Origin of the sequence: Polaromonas eurypsychrophila (assembly GCF_014641715.1) — a bacterium.
Classification (GTDB): Bacteria; Pseudomonadota; Gammaproteobacteria; order Burkholderiales; family Burkholderiaceae_C; genus Polaromonas; species Polaromonas eurypsychrophila.
The window spans coordinates 105,163-120,730 of the sequence record NZ_BMIG01000004.1; the positions used below are offsets into that span (position 1 = coordinate 105,163).

At 60.0% G+C, this 15,568-nt stretch carries 13 protein-coding genes and 2 pseudogenes; 10 read left to right on the forward strand and 5 right to left on the reverse strand.

The features are described 5' to 3' along the window. Positions 1-23: 23 nt before the first annotated feature. The 5 genes from IEX16_RS07125 to IEX16_RS07145 are packed head-to-tail and all read left to right on the forward strand — an operon-like array spanning position 24 to position 5,460. On the forward strand, positions 24-926 hold the full coding sequence (locus IEX16_RS07125) for a lysylphosphatidylglycerol synthase transmembrane domain-containing protein (protein ID WP_229676234.1): 903 nt from the start codon (positions 24-26) through the stop codon (positions 924-926). Positions 927-944: 18 nt separating this feature from the next. Beyond that, positions 945-2,483, forward strand: a complete 1,539-nt coding sequence (locus tag IEX16_RS07130; RefSeq protein WP_188707665.1) for an ArnT family glycosyltransferase — start codon at positions 945-947, stop codon at positions 2,481-2,483. A gap of 29 nt (positions 2,484-2,512) precedes the next feature. Then, a complete protein-coding gene (locus IEX16_RS07135; protein ID WP_229676235.1) occupies positions 2,513-3,154 on the forward strand; it encodes an HAD family hydrolase in 642 nt (213 codons plus the stop codon). A 15-nt stretch (positions 3,155-3,169) separates the two neighbouring features. Beyond that, the gene (locus IEX16_RS07140; protein WP_188707667.1) at positions 3,170-4,366 is read left to right on the forward strand and encodes a M20 aminoacylase family protein; all 1,197 of its coding nucleotides are present in this window, start codon (positions 3,170-3,172) and stop codon (positions 4,364-4,366) included. Further along, positions 4,363-5,460, forward strand: coding sequence for a M14 family metallopeptidase (locus IEX16_RS07145; protein WP_188707668.1), 1,098 nt, complete (start codon positions 4,363-4,365; stop codon positions 5,458-5,460). The genes IEX16_RS07140 and IEX16_RS07145 overlap by 4 nt, the downstream gene beginning before the upstream one ends. Before the next feature lie 73 nt (positions 5,461-5,533). Here IEX16_RS07145 and IEX16_RS07150 read toward each other — a convergent pair whose 3' ends face one another. From IEX16_RS07150 to IEX16_RS07165, 4 genes are all read right to left on the reverse strand, one after another. After that, on the reverse strand, positions 5,534-6,307 hold the full coding sequence (locus tag IEX16_RS07150; RefSeq protein WP_188707669.1) for a tetratricopeptide repeat protein: 774 nt from the start codon (positions 6,305-6,307) through the stop codon (positions 5,534-5,536). Positions 6,308-6,345: 38 nt separating this feature from the next. After that, a complete protein-coding gene (locus IEX16_RS07155; protein ID WP_188707670.1) occupies positions 6,346-7,005 on the reverse strand; it encodes a TetR/AcrR family transcriptional regulator in 660 nt (219 codons plus the stop codon). 135 nt (positions 7,006-7,140) lie between these two features. Next, the gene (locus IEX16_RS07160; RefSeq protein ID WP_188707671.1) at positions 7,141-8,448 is read right to left on the reverse strand and encodes a patatin-like phospholipase family protein; all 1,308 of its coding nucleotides are present in this window, start codon (positions 8,446-8,448) and stop codon (positions 7,141-7,143) included. A gap of 115 nt (positions 8,449-8,563) precedes the next feature. Beyond that, complete coding sequence (locus IEX16_RS07165; protein WP_188707672.1) at positions 8,564-9,070, reverse strand: phasin family protein; 507 nt, start codon at positions 9,068-9,070, stop codon at positions 8,564-8,566. Between the two features lie 197 nt (positions 9,071-9,267). On the opposite strand from IEX16_RS07165, the gene IEX16_RS07170 reads away from it, so the two are divergent. Beyond that, the gene (locus IEX16_RS07170; protein WP_188707673.1) at positions 9,268-11,265 is read left to right on the forward strand and encodes an SDR family oxidoreductase; all 1,998 of its coding nucleotides are present in this window, start codon (positions 9,268-9,270) and stop codon (positions 11,263-11,265) included. 52 nt (positions 11,266-11,317) lie between these two features. Here IEX16_RS07170 and IEX16_RS07175 read toward each other — a convergent pair whose 3' ends face one another. Then, the gene (locus tag IEX16_RS07175) at positions 11,318-11,668 is read right to left on the reverse strand and encodes an H-NS histone family protein (protein ID WP_188707674.1); all 351 of its coding nucleotides are present in this window, start codon (positions 11,666-11,668) and stop codon (positions 11,318-11,320) included. A 241-nt stretch (positions 11,669-11,909) separates the two neighbouring features. Here IEX16_RS07175 and rfbD point away from each other — a divergent pair, with 241 nt between their 5' ends. The 4 genes and pseudogenes from rfbD to IEX16_RS07210 all read left to right on the forward strand — a co-directional run bounded on the left by rfbD (position 11,910) and on the right by IEX16_RS07210 (position 15,437). Then, positions 11,910-12,812, forward strand: coding sequence for a dTDP-4-dehydrorhamnose reductase (gene rfbD, locus IEX16_RS07180; protein ID WP_188707675.1), 903 nt, complete (start codon positions 11,910-11,912; stop codon positions 12,810-12,812). Between the two features lie 318 nt (positions 12,813-13,130). Then, positions 13,131-14,408 (forward strand): annotated as a pseudogene (locus IEX16_RS20345) (IS3 family transposase); the annotation flags it as partial. Positions 14,409-14,436: 28 nt separating this feature from the next. After that, a pseudogene (gene rfbC, locus IEX16_RS07205) lies at positions 14,437-15,019 on the forward strand (dTDP-4-dehydrorhamnose 3,5-epimerase). Between the two features lie 46 nt (positions 15,020-15,065). After that, the gene (locus IEX16_RS07210; RefSeq protein ID WP_188707678.1) at positions 15,066-15,437 is read left to right on the forward strand and encodes a MarR family EPS-associated transcriptional regulator; all 372 of its coding nucleotides are present in this window, start codon (positions 15,066-15,068) and stop codon (positions 15,435-15,437) included. Positions 15,438-15,568 lie beyond the last annotated feature (131 nt).

Sequence of the window (15,568 nt, forward strand, 5' to 3'; positions counted from 1 at the left end):
TGCCCGGTCGGCTAGCCAGCCGCTTGCCGATCAAACCTTTGTTGCTGGTGATGGGTGCGGCCGCCTCGGTGTATGCCGCGGTTCTGGCCGTGTTCGCGGACCACAGCCCGCTGGTTACGCTGCAAGCCCTGGGTTCGCTGGCGGGTGTGCAGGCCATCGCGCTATGCCTGCTCAACTACCTGCTGCGCGGCCTGCGCTGGCGTCTCTGGATGGCGCATTACGGCCGGCCTTTGCAAATCACCGAGGCGCTCCGGTTCTATCTCGCGGGGTACACGTTCACGCCGACGCCCGGCAATGTCGGCGAGGCGGCGCGGGGCCTGCTGCTGGCGCGCAATCCACTGAGCGCCACGCAAAGCCTGGCGATTTTCGGTGCGGAACGGCTGGCTGACCTGCTGAGCCTGTTGCTGCTGTGCCTGCCCGTGGCCTGGTGGCTGACCGGCCTGGCCGGGCCGCAACGCGTTCTGGGTCTGGCGGGCCTGGCTGTGCTGGCGGCCTTCACCGTTTTTGCGCTGCTGTTCCGGTTCCGCCACAAACTCTTGCTGCGCTTTGCCTGGTTGAACGAGGCCTGGGCATGTCTGGCGTCCCGGCCTCTGCTGTGGCTGGGCTTGAGCCTGATCGCTTGGATGGCGCAGGGCGTGGCGGTCTGGCTGCTGTGCCGCGAGGCCGGCCTGTCGGTGAGTACGCTGGAGGCCACGGGTTTTTATGCGCTGGCCATGGTGGGCGGGGCGCTGTCGCTGTTGCCGGCCGGACTCGGCGGCATGGAGGCGATTTTGACGGCATTGCTGGTGGCCCACGGCGCCAGTGCAGGCCTAGCGCTGGGCATCACGGTGCAGGTGCGGCTGGTCACACTCTGGCTCGCGGTCGCCATCGGTGCGCTGGCACTCGTCTATAGTGCCGCCATTCGCAAAGACATCAATTTCAGATAGCCCGATAGAACCTTTTTCATGTTTTCACGCCTCCAGGCTGCGGCCGCTTCTGTTTCCGTCACCGGCTGGCTGATCGCCGCCGGCCTGCTGTCGCTGGCACTGCGCCTCTGGATCGCCGCCACCTTCCCGATCACCGGCGATGAAGCCTTTTTTTACTGGTGGGGGGTGTACCCGGACTGGGGCTATTACGACCACCCGCCCATGGTCGGCTGGCTGATTGCGCTGATGCGCGCCACCCTGGGCGACACGGTCTGGTCTATCCGCCTTCCGGTGGTGCTGTTGCCGCTGGCGCTCGGCGGCCTGGTCGGCTGGGCGTTGGCACCACTGGACCGGTCCCGCGCCGCCTGGGCCGTGCTGTTTTTCTGGCTCGCGCCGCTGAACTGGCTCAACACCCTGATCACCACCGACACGCCGCTGATCTTCTGGTCGGTGCTTTCGGTTGCTCTGGTCGTACGCGCTGAGCGGCGTGAGCACATGGACCGCAGCGCCTGGATGCAGTACGCGCTCGCCGGGCTGGCGCTGGGTTGCGCGTTTTTGTCCAAGTATTTCTCGGTGGTGTTGGGTCTGAGCTACCTGGTGTATTTCTCGCTGTACCGGCGCGAGCGCTGGCCGGCTTTTGTACTGCTGGTGTTGTGCGCGCTGCCGGGGCCGGCCATCAACATCGCCTACAACATGTCGCATGGCTGGTCGAACATCATGTTCAACGTCTACAACCGCAACCAGGGCGAGGCCTTCGCCTGGAACAAGCCGCTGCTCTACCTGGCGATGATGCTGTATCTGGTCACGCCGGCTGCTGCCTGGCTGGCCTGGCGGCAACGCAGCGCGCTGGCCGCCACCTCGCGCCAGCAGCGTCTGCTGGCCTGCCTGGTGCTGGTGCCGCTGCTGTTTTTTGCGCTGTTGTCCCTCAAGAAGGTGGTCGGTCTGCACTGGGTGCTGTCCTTTTACCCATTCGGTTTTGCCTTGCTGGCCTTCGCCCTGCCCAAAGACAAGCTAAAAGCCTGCGCGCTGGGCATGGCGCTGTTTGCCGGCCTGCATGTGATTGCTGTGGTCGGGCTGTACGCGACTTCGCTGAACGACTGGAAAGGAACCAGCCTTTACCCTCGGATCATCCGCAGCTACAAGACCAGCGAGATGCTGGCGCAGGTCGCCGCGCCCGGCGTGGTGCTGATGGCCAGTGCCTACACCCCGGCCTCGATTTATGGGCACGCGCTCAGGCAGTACGTGCCGGTGTTCGGCCCGGGCAACTTCCATGCGCGGCAGGACGACATGCTGGTGGATTTTTCGCTGTACCGGGGCAAAACTGTGCGCATCGTCCGCATGGATATGCCGCAGCTTGATGATTACAAGCCCTATTTCGACAGCGTGCAGGTGTTGAGCTACGTGCAGGACGGTGTGCCGTTTTATGCGGTCGAGGGCCGGGGCTTCAACTACGCCGCTTACCGTGACGGTGTGCTGGCAACGATTTACAAACGCTTTTACAACATTCCGCAATGGCTGCCCATGACCGGTTGCCCGTTCTGCGAGCGACTGTGCGGGCAGGTGCGATGCCGGCCGTAGGCGCGTCGCCTGACTGCAGCGTAGCGCTTGTGGAAGTCGCCGCTTTTGACTTCGATGGCACGCTGACCCGCCGCGACACCCTGCTGCCTTACTTGTGGCGCGGACTCGGCTGGCCGCGTTTTTTGGTCGGGCTGCTGCTCAGTGGCCCCTGGCTGGCCGCCTTTGCGCTGCGTTTGATGAGCAACCACCGGGCCAAGGCGCGGCTGTTGCGGGTCAGCTTCGGAGGGCGCACTGACGTGGAAATTGCGCAATGGACGGCTGATTTTGTGCGCGACTACCTGCCTGCACAGTGGCAGCCGGACATGCTGGCGCGCTTGCGCCAGCACCAGCAGCTCGGCCATTGTTGTGTCATTGTGAGTGCATCGCCAGGTATTTATTTACACGAAGTGGGCCGTATGTTCGGTATGAACGGTGTCATCTGCACTGAGCTGGCGACCCAGGATGGCGCGCTCACCGGGCGCATGGCCACACCGAATTGCCACGGCGAAGAGAAAGTGCGACGGCTGCAGGCTTGGCTGGCGCAGCGGGGCCTGAAAAAAGCCGTTGTCCTGCATGCCTACGGCGACTCCAGTGGCGACGTACCCCTGTTAAATCTGGCAGACTATGCGCACTACCAGGGCCAACCTTGGGTCCGCAAGCCGTCCGCACACGCGGATGCGCAGCAGGCCTGACCAACAGAGGATTGCATGAAAGTCATTGATTCCATCGTCACGCAGGCCGCGGGCATTGCCGCTGTGCGCCGTGACATCCACGCCCACCCCGAGCTGTGTTTTGAAGAAGTACGCACCGCCGACGTGGTGGCGCAAAAACTCAGCGAGTGGGGCATCCCCATCCACCGCGGCATGGGCACGACCGGCGTGGTCGGCATCATCAAGAACGGCACGTCCAGCCGCGCCATCGGCCTGCGCGCCGACATGGACGCGCTGCCTATGCAGGAGTTCAACACCTTTGACCATGCCAGCAAGACCGCTGGCAAGATGCACGCCTGCGGCCACGACGGCCACACGGCTATGCTGCTGGCGGCCGGCCAGCACTTTGCAAAAAACCGCAACTTCGACGGCACGGTCTACCTGATTTTTCAGCCGGCCGAGGAGGGCGGTGGCGGCGCGCGCGAGATGATCAAGGACGGCCTGTTCGACAAATTCCCAATGGACGCGGTGTTCGGTATGCACAACTGGCCGGGCACCCAGGTCGGCAAGTTTGCTGCCAGCGCCGGTCCGGTGATGGCTTCGACCAACGAGTTCAAAATCACGATTCGCGGCAAGGGCGGCCATGCGGCGCTGCCGCACAACGGCATCGACCCGGTTCCGGTGGCTTGCCAGATGGTGCAGGCCTTCCAGACCATCATCAGCCGCAACAAGAAGCCGGTGGATGCAGGCGTGATTTCGGTCACCATGATCCATGCGGGCGAAGCTACCAATGTGATCCCTGACAGCTGCGAGTTGCAGGGTACGGTGCGCACCTTCACGTTGGAAGTGCTGGACATGATCGAAAAACGCATGAAGCAGGTGGCCGAGAACATCTGCGCCGCGCATGAGGCCGACTGCGAATTCGAGTTTGTGCGCAACTACCCGCCTACCATCAACCACGCGAAGGAAACCGAGTTCGCGCGCAAGGTGATGGCCGAGATCGTTGGTGAGGTTAACGTGATTGCCCAGGAGCCGACCATGGGCGGGGAAGACTTTTCCTACATGTTGCAGGCCCGGCCCGGCTGTTATGCCTTTATTGCCAACGGTGACGGCGCGCATCGCGAGATCGGCCACGGCGGCGGTCCCTGCATGCTGCACAACCCGAGTTACGACTTCAACGATGACCTGATCCCGCTGGGAGCGACCTTCTGGGTGCGGCTGGCCGAGAGTTGGCTGACCAAGGACGCCGCGTGAAGGGTGTGAGCGACGCATTTTCGACAAGCTACGCCGAAGCCCGCACCAAATTCCTTGAAGCTGCAGCAGCCGCCGAGTTGACGGTGGATACGCATTTGCACCCCGAGGCGGGGCGCGATGGCGAAGTGCTGGCCATGGACGTGGTGCGGGACGGTCCGGCCGATGCGCGCGCGCTGCTACTTGTCAGCAGCGCCTGCCACGGTGTCGAGGGTTACTGCGGCTCGGGTGTGCAGGTGGCTGCCCTGCACGACCCCGAATGGCGGGCCAAAGCCAGTGAGCAAGGCGTGGCAGTGCTGTATATCCATGCGCTCAATCCCTATGGTTTTTCGCATATTCGACGCACCACGCACGAAAACGTGGACCTGAACCGCAACTTCCATGATTTCACCCAGGCGCTGCCAGTCAATGAAGCCTACCGCGAGATCCAGCCCTTGCTGCTGCCCGAGATGTGGCCACCGACCGAAGCGAACGCCGCGGCCACAGACCGTTATATCCAGGACCGCGGCATGGACGCTTACCAGGCCGCCATCACACGCGGCCAACATGAGTTCGACAAGGGCCTGTTTTTCGGCGGCACTGCGCCGACCTGGAGCAACCAGACCCTGCGCCAAGTGCTGCAGACTCACGCGCGTTTCGCGCGCCGCGTGGCCTGGATAGACATCCACACCGGCCTGGGCCCCAGTGGTATTGGCGAGCGCATCTGTGCCTGCCGTGACGACAAGGAAGCGTTGGCCCGCGCCCGCGCCTGGTGGGACAACGGCGGCAAGACGCCGGTGACCTCGATCTACGATGGCTCGTCGAGCTCGGCCTTTTTGACCGGCCTGATGTGGAATTCGATTTACGAAGAGTGCCCGGACGCCGAATACACCGGCATTGCGATGGAATACGGCACCCTGCCGCCTTTCGAGATGATGCAGGCGCTGCGCGCCGAGCAGTGGCTCAATGTGCACCCCGAAGCGCCTGCCGCGCTGGCCGCGCAGATCAGGCAGCAGATGATGGATGCGTTTTACGTCAACACCGACGACTGGAAGCAGCAGGTCATCACGCAGGCGCGGCAGTCGCTGTTCCAGGCGGTGGATGGCCTTGGTTCCTAGCCTTTCTGGGCTCTAGCCCCCGTTCAATGTGCGCCAATAGCTATAAAAATCATAGCGAAAGCGCTTTTTTAGCCTAATCTTCCAGTTCGGCTTTCGCCATCTCCACGTCCAGCCGCTCCATCGCGTCCTGCGGCTGACTGGCGGCGGCCTGCTCGTACAGCTTGGTCGCTTCCTTCATTTTCTTGTCGCCTTCGAGCATGACCATGCCGTTGGCGTATTCGATCATGGCAATCGCAGAGCTCGGGTTGAGCTTGAGGGCTTCCCTGAACAGCGACAGGCCCTGGTCTTTTTTGGCGCCATAGGTCATGCCGCCTATCAGCGAGCCGACCTTGTCGATCACTTCGGCGTGGAACGCCGCCAGCGCGATGTGGGCGTCGGCATGTTTGGGTGAGAGTTTGATGGCGTGTTCCAGCGCGTTCTTGACTTTGGTGCCCAGCCCTTGGGCCAGCGCCTTGGCGACGCTGATGCCCTGCCCGTAGCGGCCCAATGCGTAGGCTTGCCAGTAGTAGCTGTTGGCATTTTTGGGTTCGGCTGCCTGCTGGGCTTCAGCCCGATCGGCCACTTCCGTGAACAGGTCCAGCTTGGCCTTTTCCCTGGTCTCCAGGTAGTTGGCGTAAATGCTGGTGGCCTTGTTGGCAACCGTGATGCCTGTGCCTCCGGCCTTCAGGCCGGCTTCAGCCGCATTCTGGAACTCACCGTTATGAAACAGTACCCAGGCCTGCAGCACGGCTGCTTCCTTGGGCAGCGGTTCGCAGTCGCCCTGGTGCAGGCGGGCCCAGCTCTTTTTGAGACTGGTGGCATCAAAGGCGTAATCGCCGGGATGGGGGAATGCGGTCCATTTGGCCATGTTTGTCTCCTTGAATGTTATTGATTGCTGACTATTGATCAGGCGGGGTTGGTGTAGGCGCCGACCAGGGCTTGAAGGTGCATGCGCTGGCCCTGTTCGAGGTAAGGGATCAGCAAATTGAGCACATGGTGGGCGCCACGCAGCAGCGCCGACTGGGCGTTTTCAGGCTCCAGCGCCTTGCGCGGGTCGCGCACGTATTCAAAACTCAGCCAGTAGGTCAGCACCACCACCATGCTGGTGGCGGTGGCTTCGACCTCGCGGGAATCGATGCTGACCGCATTGGCCCGGCTCATGCTGTCGAGCATGGTCTTGACGGAGCGGGCCTTGTTCTTGAGCACCCACTGGAAATGGGTTTCAAGCCGGCGATTTTTGCTGAGCAGGTCGTTGAGGTCGCGGTACAGGAAGCGGTACTGCCAGATCAGCTCGAACAGCGAATGCATGAAGAACCAGGCATCCTCGACGTCCCGCACGCTGTCGCTGGCGTTGAGCAAATCGCTCAGGGCGCGCTCATAGCGATCAAACAGCGAGTTGATCAGCTCGTCCTTGGCCGGGTAGTGGTAGTAAAGGTTGCCGGGGCTGATACCCAGTTCGGCCGAGATCAGCGTGGTCGAGACATTGGGTTCGCCGAAACGGTTGAACAGATCAAGCGTCACTTCCAGGATGCGTTCAGCGGTTCGGCGCGGCGCTTTTTTCGCCATGGTGTCTACCTCGTATTTTTTTCTACTCTAACGCACGGATGCATGGCCGGGAACTAGGGAAGTCGAGCGGGCCGGCTCATTGGACAAGCTCCGCCTTACCGGCGTCGGTATTCACCTTGGTAACGGCCCCGCGGCTCATGCCGGGTGGCTCGCCGCCGGCCCCAGAGCGTGGCTTACATCTTCCATTACTTCCTCCAGTGAGCGGATGGCCCGGCCCAAACGGGTCGGCGCGGGCGCCGGGCTGATCAGGTGGCGGCGGGTGTCTTCCAGTACCGCCAGGTTGAGCGACACCCCGTGCCGCGCCAGTTTGGCAGAAAGGCTGGTTTTGCGCGAGCGCAACATCTCGCGGGTCTTCTGATAGGCGTGTTCGGCGAGTTGGCGGCGCTGGCCGTAGCTGAAGGTGTTGGCCAGAAACATGTCCGCGTCGCGATGATCGGGCTCAATCAGCACGATGTCGGTGTCGGGATAGGCGTGTTCGTAATGCTTCATGCCCAGCTCCAGGCGCGAATGGATCATGGAGCGGAAGGTCTGGCTCAGCACCGCAGGAAGGCCGCCGTCCACGATGCGGGGGATGGTCTGCCTCTCCCTGGGCAGGCCGCGCCGCATCACGCGCTGCGCCATCGACAACGCCGGCACCTGGGTCGCGTCAAACGGCACCAGTGGGTTCAGGCACAGCATCAGGTCGATGCCGCCGTCCATCGCCACGCCGGCGTGCAGGGTTTTCTTCAGAGCGCCATCAACGTAGTAGCTGTTGTCGATTTCGACCGGTGGAAACAGCCCCGGCAGCGCCGAACTGGCCTGCACCGCTTTCGAGATCGGCACGTGGTCCCAGCCGGGCTGGCCGAAGGGCGCGGCCTCGCCACTGTCGAGGTTGGTCGCGACCAGCGTGAGCCGCGTACCCAGCTCGCGGAAGTCGTTGGTGCGGCCGTTTCTGGAGAACAGCGCGCTCAGGCGCCGGTCCACTTCTTCATTGGAGAACATTCCCGTCGGCAAGGCCGGGCCCAATGTTTCCAGCGCATGAAGCAGCGACTTTCGTCCGAAGGTCGCGCGCCACAGGGCTGAAGCGGCGAGGCCCGGCAGCATGATGCCGCGGCGCAGGAATTCGCCATACGCAGGCATCAGCAGCCACGCCGGATCGAAGACTTCAGAGGCGCGGTGGTCGTTTTCGATGAATGCGGCGCACAACTCGCGCGGAGTCATGCCATTGGCCAGGCCCGCCGCGATAAACCCGCCGGCCGAGACGCCGACGTAGTGATGCAGTTTTGTGAAAAACAGGCCTTGTAGCGATTCGTCCAAAGCGCAGAGCGCGCCGATTTCGTAGATGGCGCCCAAGGGACCGCCGCCCGCCAAGGCCAGTGCGATGCGCGGCCCTGACTCTGGGCGGTTTACCTTTTTTGCCTCGCTGCTGGGGCGGTTTTTTCCTGAACGCTGGGCAGAAGTCATGAATCGGAAGTGTAGGCGCGAGCCATGGGGAGATTTGCTGCTTTGCAGCAATGTGCCCATAGCAGGCAGGCATAAAAAAAGGACGTCAAGCGTCCTTTTTATCGTGAGAAAACGCTCAGGCGGACTTGCGCGCCGGCGCACGTTTTTTGGCAGCAGGCTTGGAGGAAACGGGTTTTGCCGTGGGGCGAGGCGCTGTTTTGGCGGCCGGTTTGCTGGACATCTTCTGCACGTTTTTATTCAACTCGTCGATGCGCGCGATCAGTGCATCCACATCCTTGGCGGAAGGCACGCCCAGCTTGTTCAGGGCCTTGGCGACCCGTTCTTCAAAAATGGTCTCAAGCTTATCCCACTGGTGACCGGCCTTGGAGGTGATGTCCGTCGCCATGGTGGCCATCTTGTTGGTGGCGGTGGAGATTTTTTCTTCGGCGACGGCCTGGGTCTTGCGCTGGATGGACAGGCCTTCCTTGACCAGGGTTTCAAACACTTTTCCGCCTTCTTCCTGGGCCTTGGAGAAGGCGCCCAGGCCAGCGAGCCATATCTGCTGGGCAGACTCCTTGACGGCGCCGGACAGTTGTGGCCCGGATTTTTTGTCAGCGCTCATTTTTTGCAGTTTTTTGACCATGGTGGGCTCCTGATGATGGGATGTTGATTGACGCCGCGTTGTGAAGCGACACGTGGTCAAAATATAAGCCCAGTTGGGTGACCAGGTTTAGGTGGGGGCTCCTAGAAGCCGGGGGTGCGCGGGTTTCTGCTGACCGGTGCGCAGCGGGGCTTGCGCAAGAATCAGCCTTGGTTCAGAGTTGTCTAGCGGAGAACACAATGCAGTATTTCGTCACGGGAGCCACGGGCTTCATCGGCAAGCGCCTGGTCAAGAAGCTTCTTGAGCGCAAGGGGGCCGTTGTGCACTTCCTGATTCGCAAGGAAAGTGCGGGCAAGGTGGAGGCCTTGCGTGAGTACTGGGGTGTGAGTGCGGCCAGAGCCATTCCCGTGCACGGCGATCTGACGGCCAAAAAACTTGGCGTATCGGCAGAGGACATCAAAAAACTCAAGGGCCAGATTGATCACTTGTATCACCTCGCCGCCGTGTACGACCTGAGTGCCGACGAGGAAAGCCAGATTGCGGTCAATGTCGAAGGCACGCGTTATACCGTCGAATTTTCGAAAACGATTGACGCCGGACACTTTCACCACGTCAGCTCGATTGCGGCGGCCGGGTTGTATGAAGGTGTGTTCCGCGAGGATATGTTCGAGGAGGCCGAGAACTACGAACATCCCTACTTCATGACCAAACATGAGAGTGAAAAAATCGTTCGCAAGGAATGCAAGGTCCCTTGGACGGTGTTCAGGCCCGCGATGGTGGTGGGCGACAGCACGACCGGCGAGATGGACAAGATCGACGGGCCTTACTATTTTTTCAAGCTGATCCAGCGCATGCGCCAGTTGTTGCCGCCCTGGATGCCGGCGGTGGGCCTGGAGGGTGGCCGCATCAACATTGTGCCGGTCGATTTTGTGGTTGATGCGCTGGATGTCATCAGCCACAAGACCAGCATCGCGAAAAAGTGCTTTCACTTGGTGGACCCGGTGGGCTACCGTGTCGGCGATGTGCTGGACATCTTCAGCCGCGCGGCCCACGCGCCCAAGATGAACCTTTTCGTGAACGCCGCTTTGCTGGGCTTCATCCCGCGAGGTGTGAAGAAAAGCCTGATGGCCCTGGCGCCAGTCCGGCGTGTGCGCAATGCGATCATGGCCGATCTGGGCTTGCCCGAGGACATGCTGACCTTTGTCAACTACCCGACCCGTTTTGACTGTCGCGAAACGCTGGCCGCTCTGAAGGGTTCTGGCGTCGAGTGCCCCAACCTTAAGGACTACGCCTGGCGCGTCTGGGACTATTGGGAGCGGCACCTGGACCCGGATCTGCACATTGACCGCTCGCTCAGAGGCACAGTCAACGGCAAAGTCGTGCTGATCACCGGCGGCTCCTCAGGCATCGGCCTGGCAGCGGCGCACAAATTTGCCGAAGCCGGCGCTATCACCATCATCTGCGGCCGTGACCAGGACAAGCTCGACGAGGCCTGCAAGGAGGCCAGCGCCAAGGGGTATCACTTCATCGCCTACCCGGCCGACATTGCCGACATGGCCGATTGCGACCGTTTTGTGCAAACGCTGATTGCCAATCACGGAAGTGTTGACTTTCTTATTAACAATGCGGGCCGCTCGATCCGCCGTGCGATCGAGGCCAGCTACGACCGCTTCCATGACTTCGAGCGCACCATGCAGCTTAACTATTTTGGCTGCTTGCGCGTCACCATGGGCTTTCTGCCCGGCATGGTTGCCAAACGCAAGGGTCATGTGGTCAACATCAGCTCGATCGGTGTGTTGACCAATGCACCGCGCTTTTCGGCCTATGTCGCGTCCAAGTCCGCGCTGGACGCCTGGACACGCTGCGCATCCAGTGAATTTGCCGACCAGGGCATCACCTTCACCACCATCAACATGCCGCTGGTGCGCACACCGATGATTGCGCCGACCAACCTCTACAACAATGTGCCGACGCTAAGCCCTGAAGAAGCTGCTGACCTGGTGGCCCAGGCCTGCATCTTCAAATCGGTGCGTATTGCCACACGCCTGGGCATCGCCGGTCAGGTGTTGCACGCGTTGTTGCCGCGCGTGGCACAGATTGCGATGAATACCAGCTTCCGCATGTTCCCGGATTCATCGGCAGCCAAGGGTGCGAAGCCGGGGGACAAACCGGTCAAGCAAACTTTGTCACCCGAGGCCGTGGCCTTGCAGCAGATGATGCGCGGAATTCATTTCTAAGCACTGACTTACATGGCACTATTGTTGGAAGAATGACTTCTGCATCAAAAAGTTATTTAATTAGAAAATCTTCCTTGCTATAACCAGCCGACAGATATGCCGCCAGCCAGCTTGGCGTCTTGCCACGTCCGGTCCAGGTTTTACCATCGGACGGGTCCTGATATTTCGGCGCAACGGTTGAACGTTTGTCGCCCACTGGCCGGGGCTCTTTGCGTGTTATCGCTTTCTTCCCTGCGAGGCCCAAGTCGGCCAATGTAAGCTGATGCAATTTAATCAGCTCTTTGGCTGACGCGATGGCTTGTACACGTTCATTGCTTTTCTGTTGCGCCAATATCTTGCGCAGTTCATCGACTCTGGCTTCGGCTTGATTAATTTGCTGTTGTAGCTCATTCACGGTGGACATTAAAATTGGCCCTCTAAAATAACGCGTTGAGTAATCAGATGCGTTGGTCAAAATTAACTGGGATTGTAAGTCGCATTAAATCATTTGTTGAATCGGACTTAAGTGAATTTAGAATGGCGGCTCACTCGCCATCAAATAGCGCAGGTTGAATAACTCCAAACTCGCTCAATGGAATCTGGTTCCGCCGCCTGGATTGACAGCATTGCGTTAGCTTCGAATAAATATCATGCCGGATCCACATATGAAAATTCTCCTCCTTGGAAAAAGTGGTCAAGTTGGATGGGAACTGCAACGCAGTCTGGCGCCTCTGGGTGAGGTGATGGCAATCGATCGCAACAACCAGGACTTGTGTGGCGACCTGACGAACCTTGATGGCTTGGCCCAAACCGTGCGGCTACTGCGCCCTGCCCTCATTGTCAACGCTGCCGCCTATACCGCAGTGGACAGGGCCGAAAGCGAGCCCGAGCTGGCTCGTGTTATCAACGCCACCGCCCCCGGCGTGCTGGCGCTGGAAGCGCAGAAGTTGGGCGCTTGGCTGGTGCACTATTCCACTGACTACGTATTTGACGGCAGCGGAACCCGGCCCTGGGCGGAGACCGACGCCCCTGCCCCGCTTAACGTTTACGGCCACACCAAGCTGGAAGGTGAGCAACACATCGTCGAACTTTGCCAAAAACACCTGATCTTCCGCACCTGCTGGGTCTATGCCTCTCGCGGTGGTAACTTCCCCAGAACCATCTTGCGACTGGCTCGGGAGCAAGAGCGCTTGACCGTGATTGACGACCAGTTTGGTGCTCCCACCGGGGCTGAGTTGCTGGCCGACGTAACCGCCCACGCCATCCGCCAGGTCATGCGGCCGGCTCAGCAGTGCCCCGCAGGCGCTGGCATCTATCATCTGGCCGCCAGCGGGGAAACAACTTGGCATGGCTACGCAAATCACGTGGTTCGTCAAGCAGGTAAGGGGACGAAAGCTACTGAAACAATAGCAAAGGAGATGGTCCCAGTGGCCAGCAGTGCTTTCCTCACGCCTGCGCGGCGCCCTCACAATTCGCGCTTGAACACCGCCAAGCTGAAAGCTACTTTCGGCCTGACTCTGCCTCCTTGGGAGTACGGGGTGAACCGCATGCTGGCTGAGATTTTTTGAGCGCAGGACGAGAGGCATGACTTGGCCCAGACGCATCTCGTTGAAGGGTAGTCAGCTTCGGAGTGAGTGGCTCAAAACGGCGAGTTCGGGCGCAGTCATTCTTCCATGGGCCATACGATTTAATTGACAAGTGGGCAGGTACGTAGAATAACCGAGTGGCGACATGGCCTCGCAACTAACTGAGTCAACGGAATCCATGGAAGAAAATCATAGCCCCATCAGCTCAGGTATCCACCGCGAGCAGGATGAAGTCTGATCTTGCCCCCGAAAAACGTACTCCATAGCTGATGGTCCAATTCAGCAATTGGAGAATGAGAAATGAGCAAGAGAAAAGACGGACAGGCCCGGGGCAAGTGCACCCTGGAATTCAAGCTGGAGGCGATGCGCCTGGTCGAGGGTGTGCAAGCCGTGCCTGTGACGGCCAGGATCCTGGGTGTGCCGGTGCAGACGCTGGGCAACTGGGTGAGGCTCAGCGAGAAAGGCCAACCCAAGGGCGCAGGCGATAAGCCGGTGAGTGTCGAGCAGATGGAGCTGGCGCGCGTGACGATGGAGCGCGACATTCTAAAAAAAGCGACGGCGAACTTCGCGCGGGAAGCCCCGTGAAGTACGCCTGGATAGCCAGGCACAAGGCCCTGTGGCCCGTCACGCTGGCCTGCAAGGTGCTGGGCGTCAGCGCCATGGCTACTTCGAGCACTGGCGACGCAAGGACGCCGGCAAGCCCAGTAAACTGGGTGCCAACAAGCGCATCAGCGACGAAGCCTTGCTGGTGCACATCAAGGCCATCCATGCTGAAGTCAGGCAGGAGTATGGCTGGCCCAAGATGTGGAAAGAGCTGCTGGCCCGAGGAATTCGCGTGGGCAAGGAGCGGGTGAGAAAGCTGATGCAACGCCACGGCATCAAGGCCCGGGGCAAGAGAAAGTTTGTGGTCACCACCGACGGCAAACACGACTTGCCCATCGCGCCGAATCTGTTGGCACGCAACTTCAGCCCGGCGGCGCCGAACCAGACGTGGAGCAGCGACATCACCTACATCGCCACCGATGAGGGCATATTGCACCTGACGGCGATCAATGACCTGTTCACCGCCAGGTGGTGGGCTGGATGCCCAACTGGCCCGCCTGACCAAGAAAGCTGCTCCCAGGCTTCTCGCTCGTTTCGGTATCGGTCCGCAAACGGCCGCCCCCTTGCTGATAACCGCTGGCGATAATCCCACAAGATTGCACAGTGAGGCAGCATTGGCGGCGCTTTGCGGAACCAGCCCACTTCAGGCATCCTCTGGGAAGGTTAATCGCCACCGGCCCAATCATGGCGGAGATCGCCAGGCCAACAACGCGATGTGGACCATTGCAATGGTTCGCATGCGAAGTGACGCCCGCACCCGGCAAATACGTCGCACGACGCACAGGCGAAGGACTGTCCAAAAAGGACCGCCTGAAGGTCGGCAGGCTGTACGGGAGACGGTTTGCCACCCGGCGCGAGGCCATGGACGAGGGGATGGACTGGCTCAATTTGTAAAACCACAAAAGATTGCACTCGACGCTGGGCTATGTCAGCCCAATGACGTTTGAGCAACGCTGTCTCGCTGCCCAGCAGCGAGACAGGAAGTCCGCACAATGGGCAGTCTATGAGGAGTGGACAACAGGGGCAAGGTCACTTCGCTCTTTCAGCGTTTAAGAAAGTGTCCGTTATTTCAGGGGAATCCTACATCATTGAGCCCGAAGTGTTCGCTGACGCGCGCGGCTTTCTATGAAAGCTTCAACCAGAAAGCCTTCAATCAAGCCACCGGCCTGAACCTTGATTTTGTGCAAGACAATCGCAGTCGCAGAGGCGTGTTACGCGGTCTGCATTACCAGATTCAGTAACCGCAGGGCAAGCTGGTAAGTGTGCTGCGTGGTGCGGTGTTTGATGTGGTGGTGGATATTCGCAAATCTTCATCGACGTTTGGCGCGTGGGTCGGCATTGAGCTGATCGAAGAGAACCGCAAGCAGCAATGGGTGCCGCCAGGGTTTGCCCATGGTTTTATAGTGACCAGCGAGTGGGCCGATTTCGTCTATAAAACGACGGACTATTACGCGCCTGAACATGAGCGCTGTATCCGGTGGAATGACCCCGATCTGGCCATTGCCTGGCCGCCCAACTTGTTGCCACTGCCTTCCGACAAGGATAACAATGCACCCCTGTTTCGTCGTTGCGAGCTGGCCGGCTGAGCGCAGTCGACAGCCGTCAAGACGTGTTAGCATCCGCGTTTACTCAATGAACGCCTCCGATTTACCATCCCTCCAAGAAGAGAATCACTTCAAAATCCTGCGCCTTTTGAAGGCCCAGCCGTACCTTAGCCAGCGCGATCTGACAGACGCGCTGGGCGTGAGTCTTGGTAAAACCAACTACTGTCTCAAAGCCTTGCTCACCAAGGGCTTTATCAAGATGCAGAGCTTTCCCAAAAGCCCGAATAAGCTAGCGTATGTCTACGTGCTCTCACCTGTCGGCATTACTGAAAAAGTCGGCCTCACGGTACGTTTTCTGAAGCTGAAGATTGCCGAATTTAAGAGTCTGGCGCTGGAAATTGAAGCTCTGAAATATGAAATGAACCAGAGCAACCCAAAGCAAATCGTCCCCACTTCATGACAAACACAAAAATCACCGCCGGTATTTGTTGCAGCGGCCCGGCTACAAGATTATTGCAGCTATCGCTGAAGCGTTTCTCCAGGCAATCCTCTCATCTGCTTGATAGGCCTTTAGTCGCGCCTCGTTCAAGT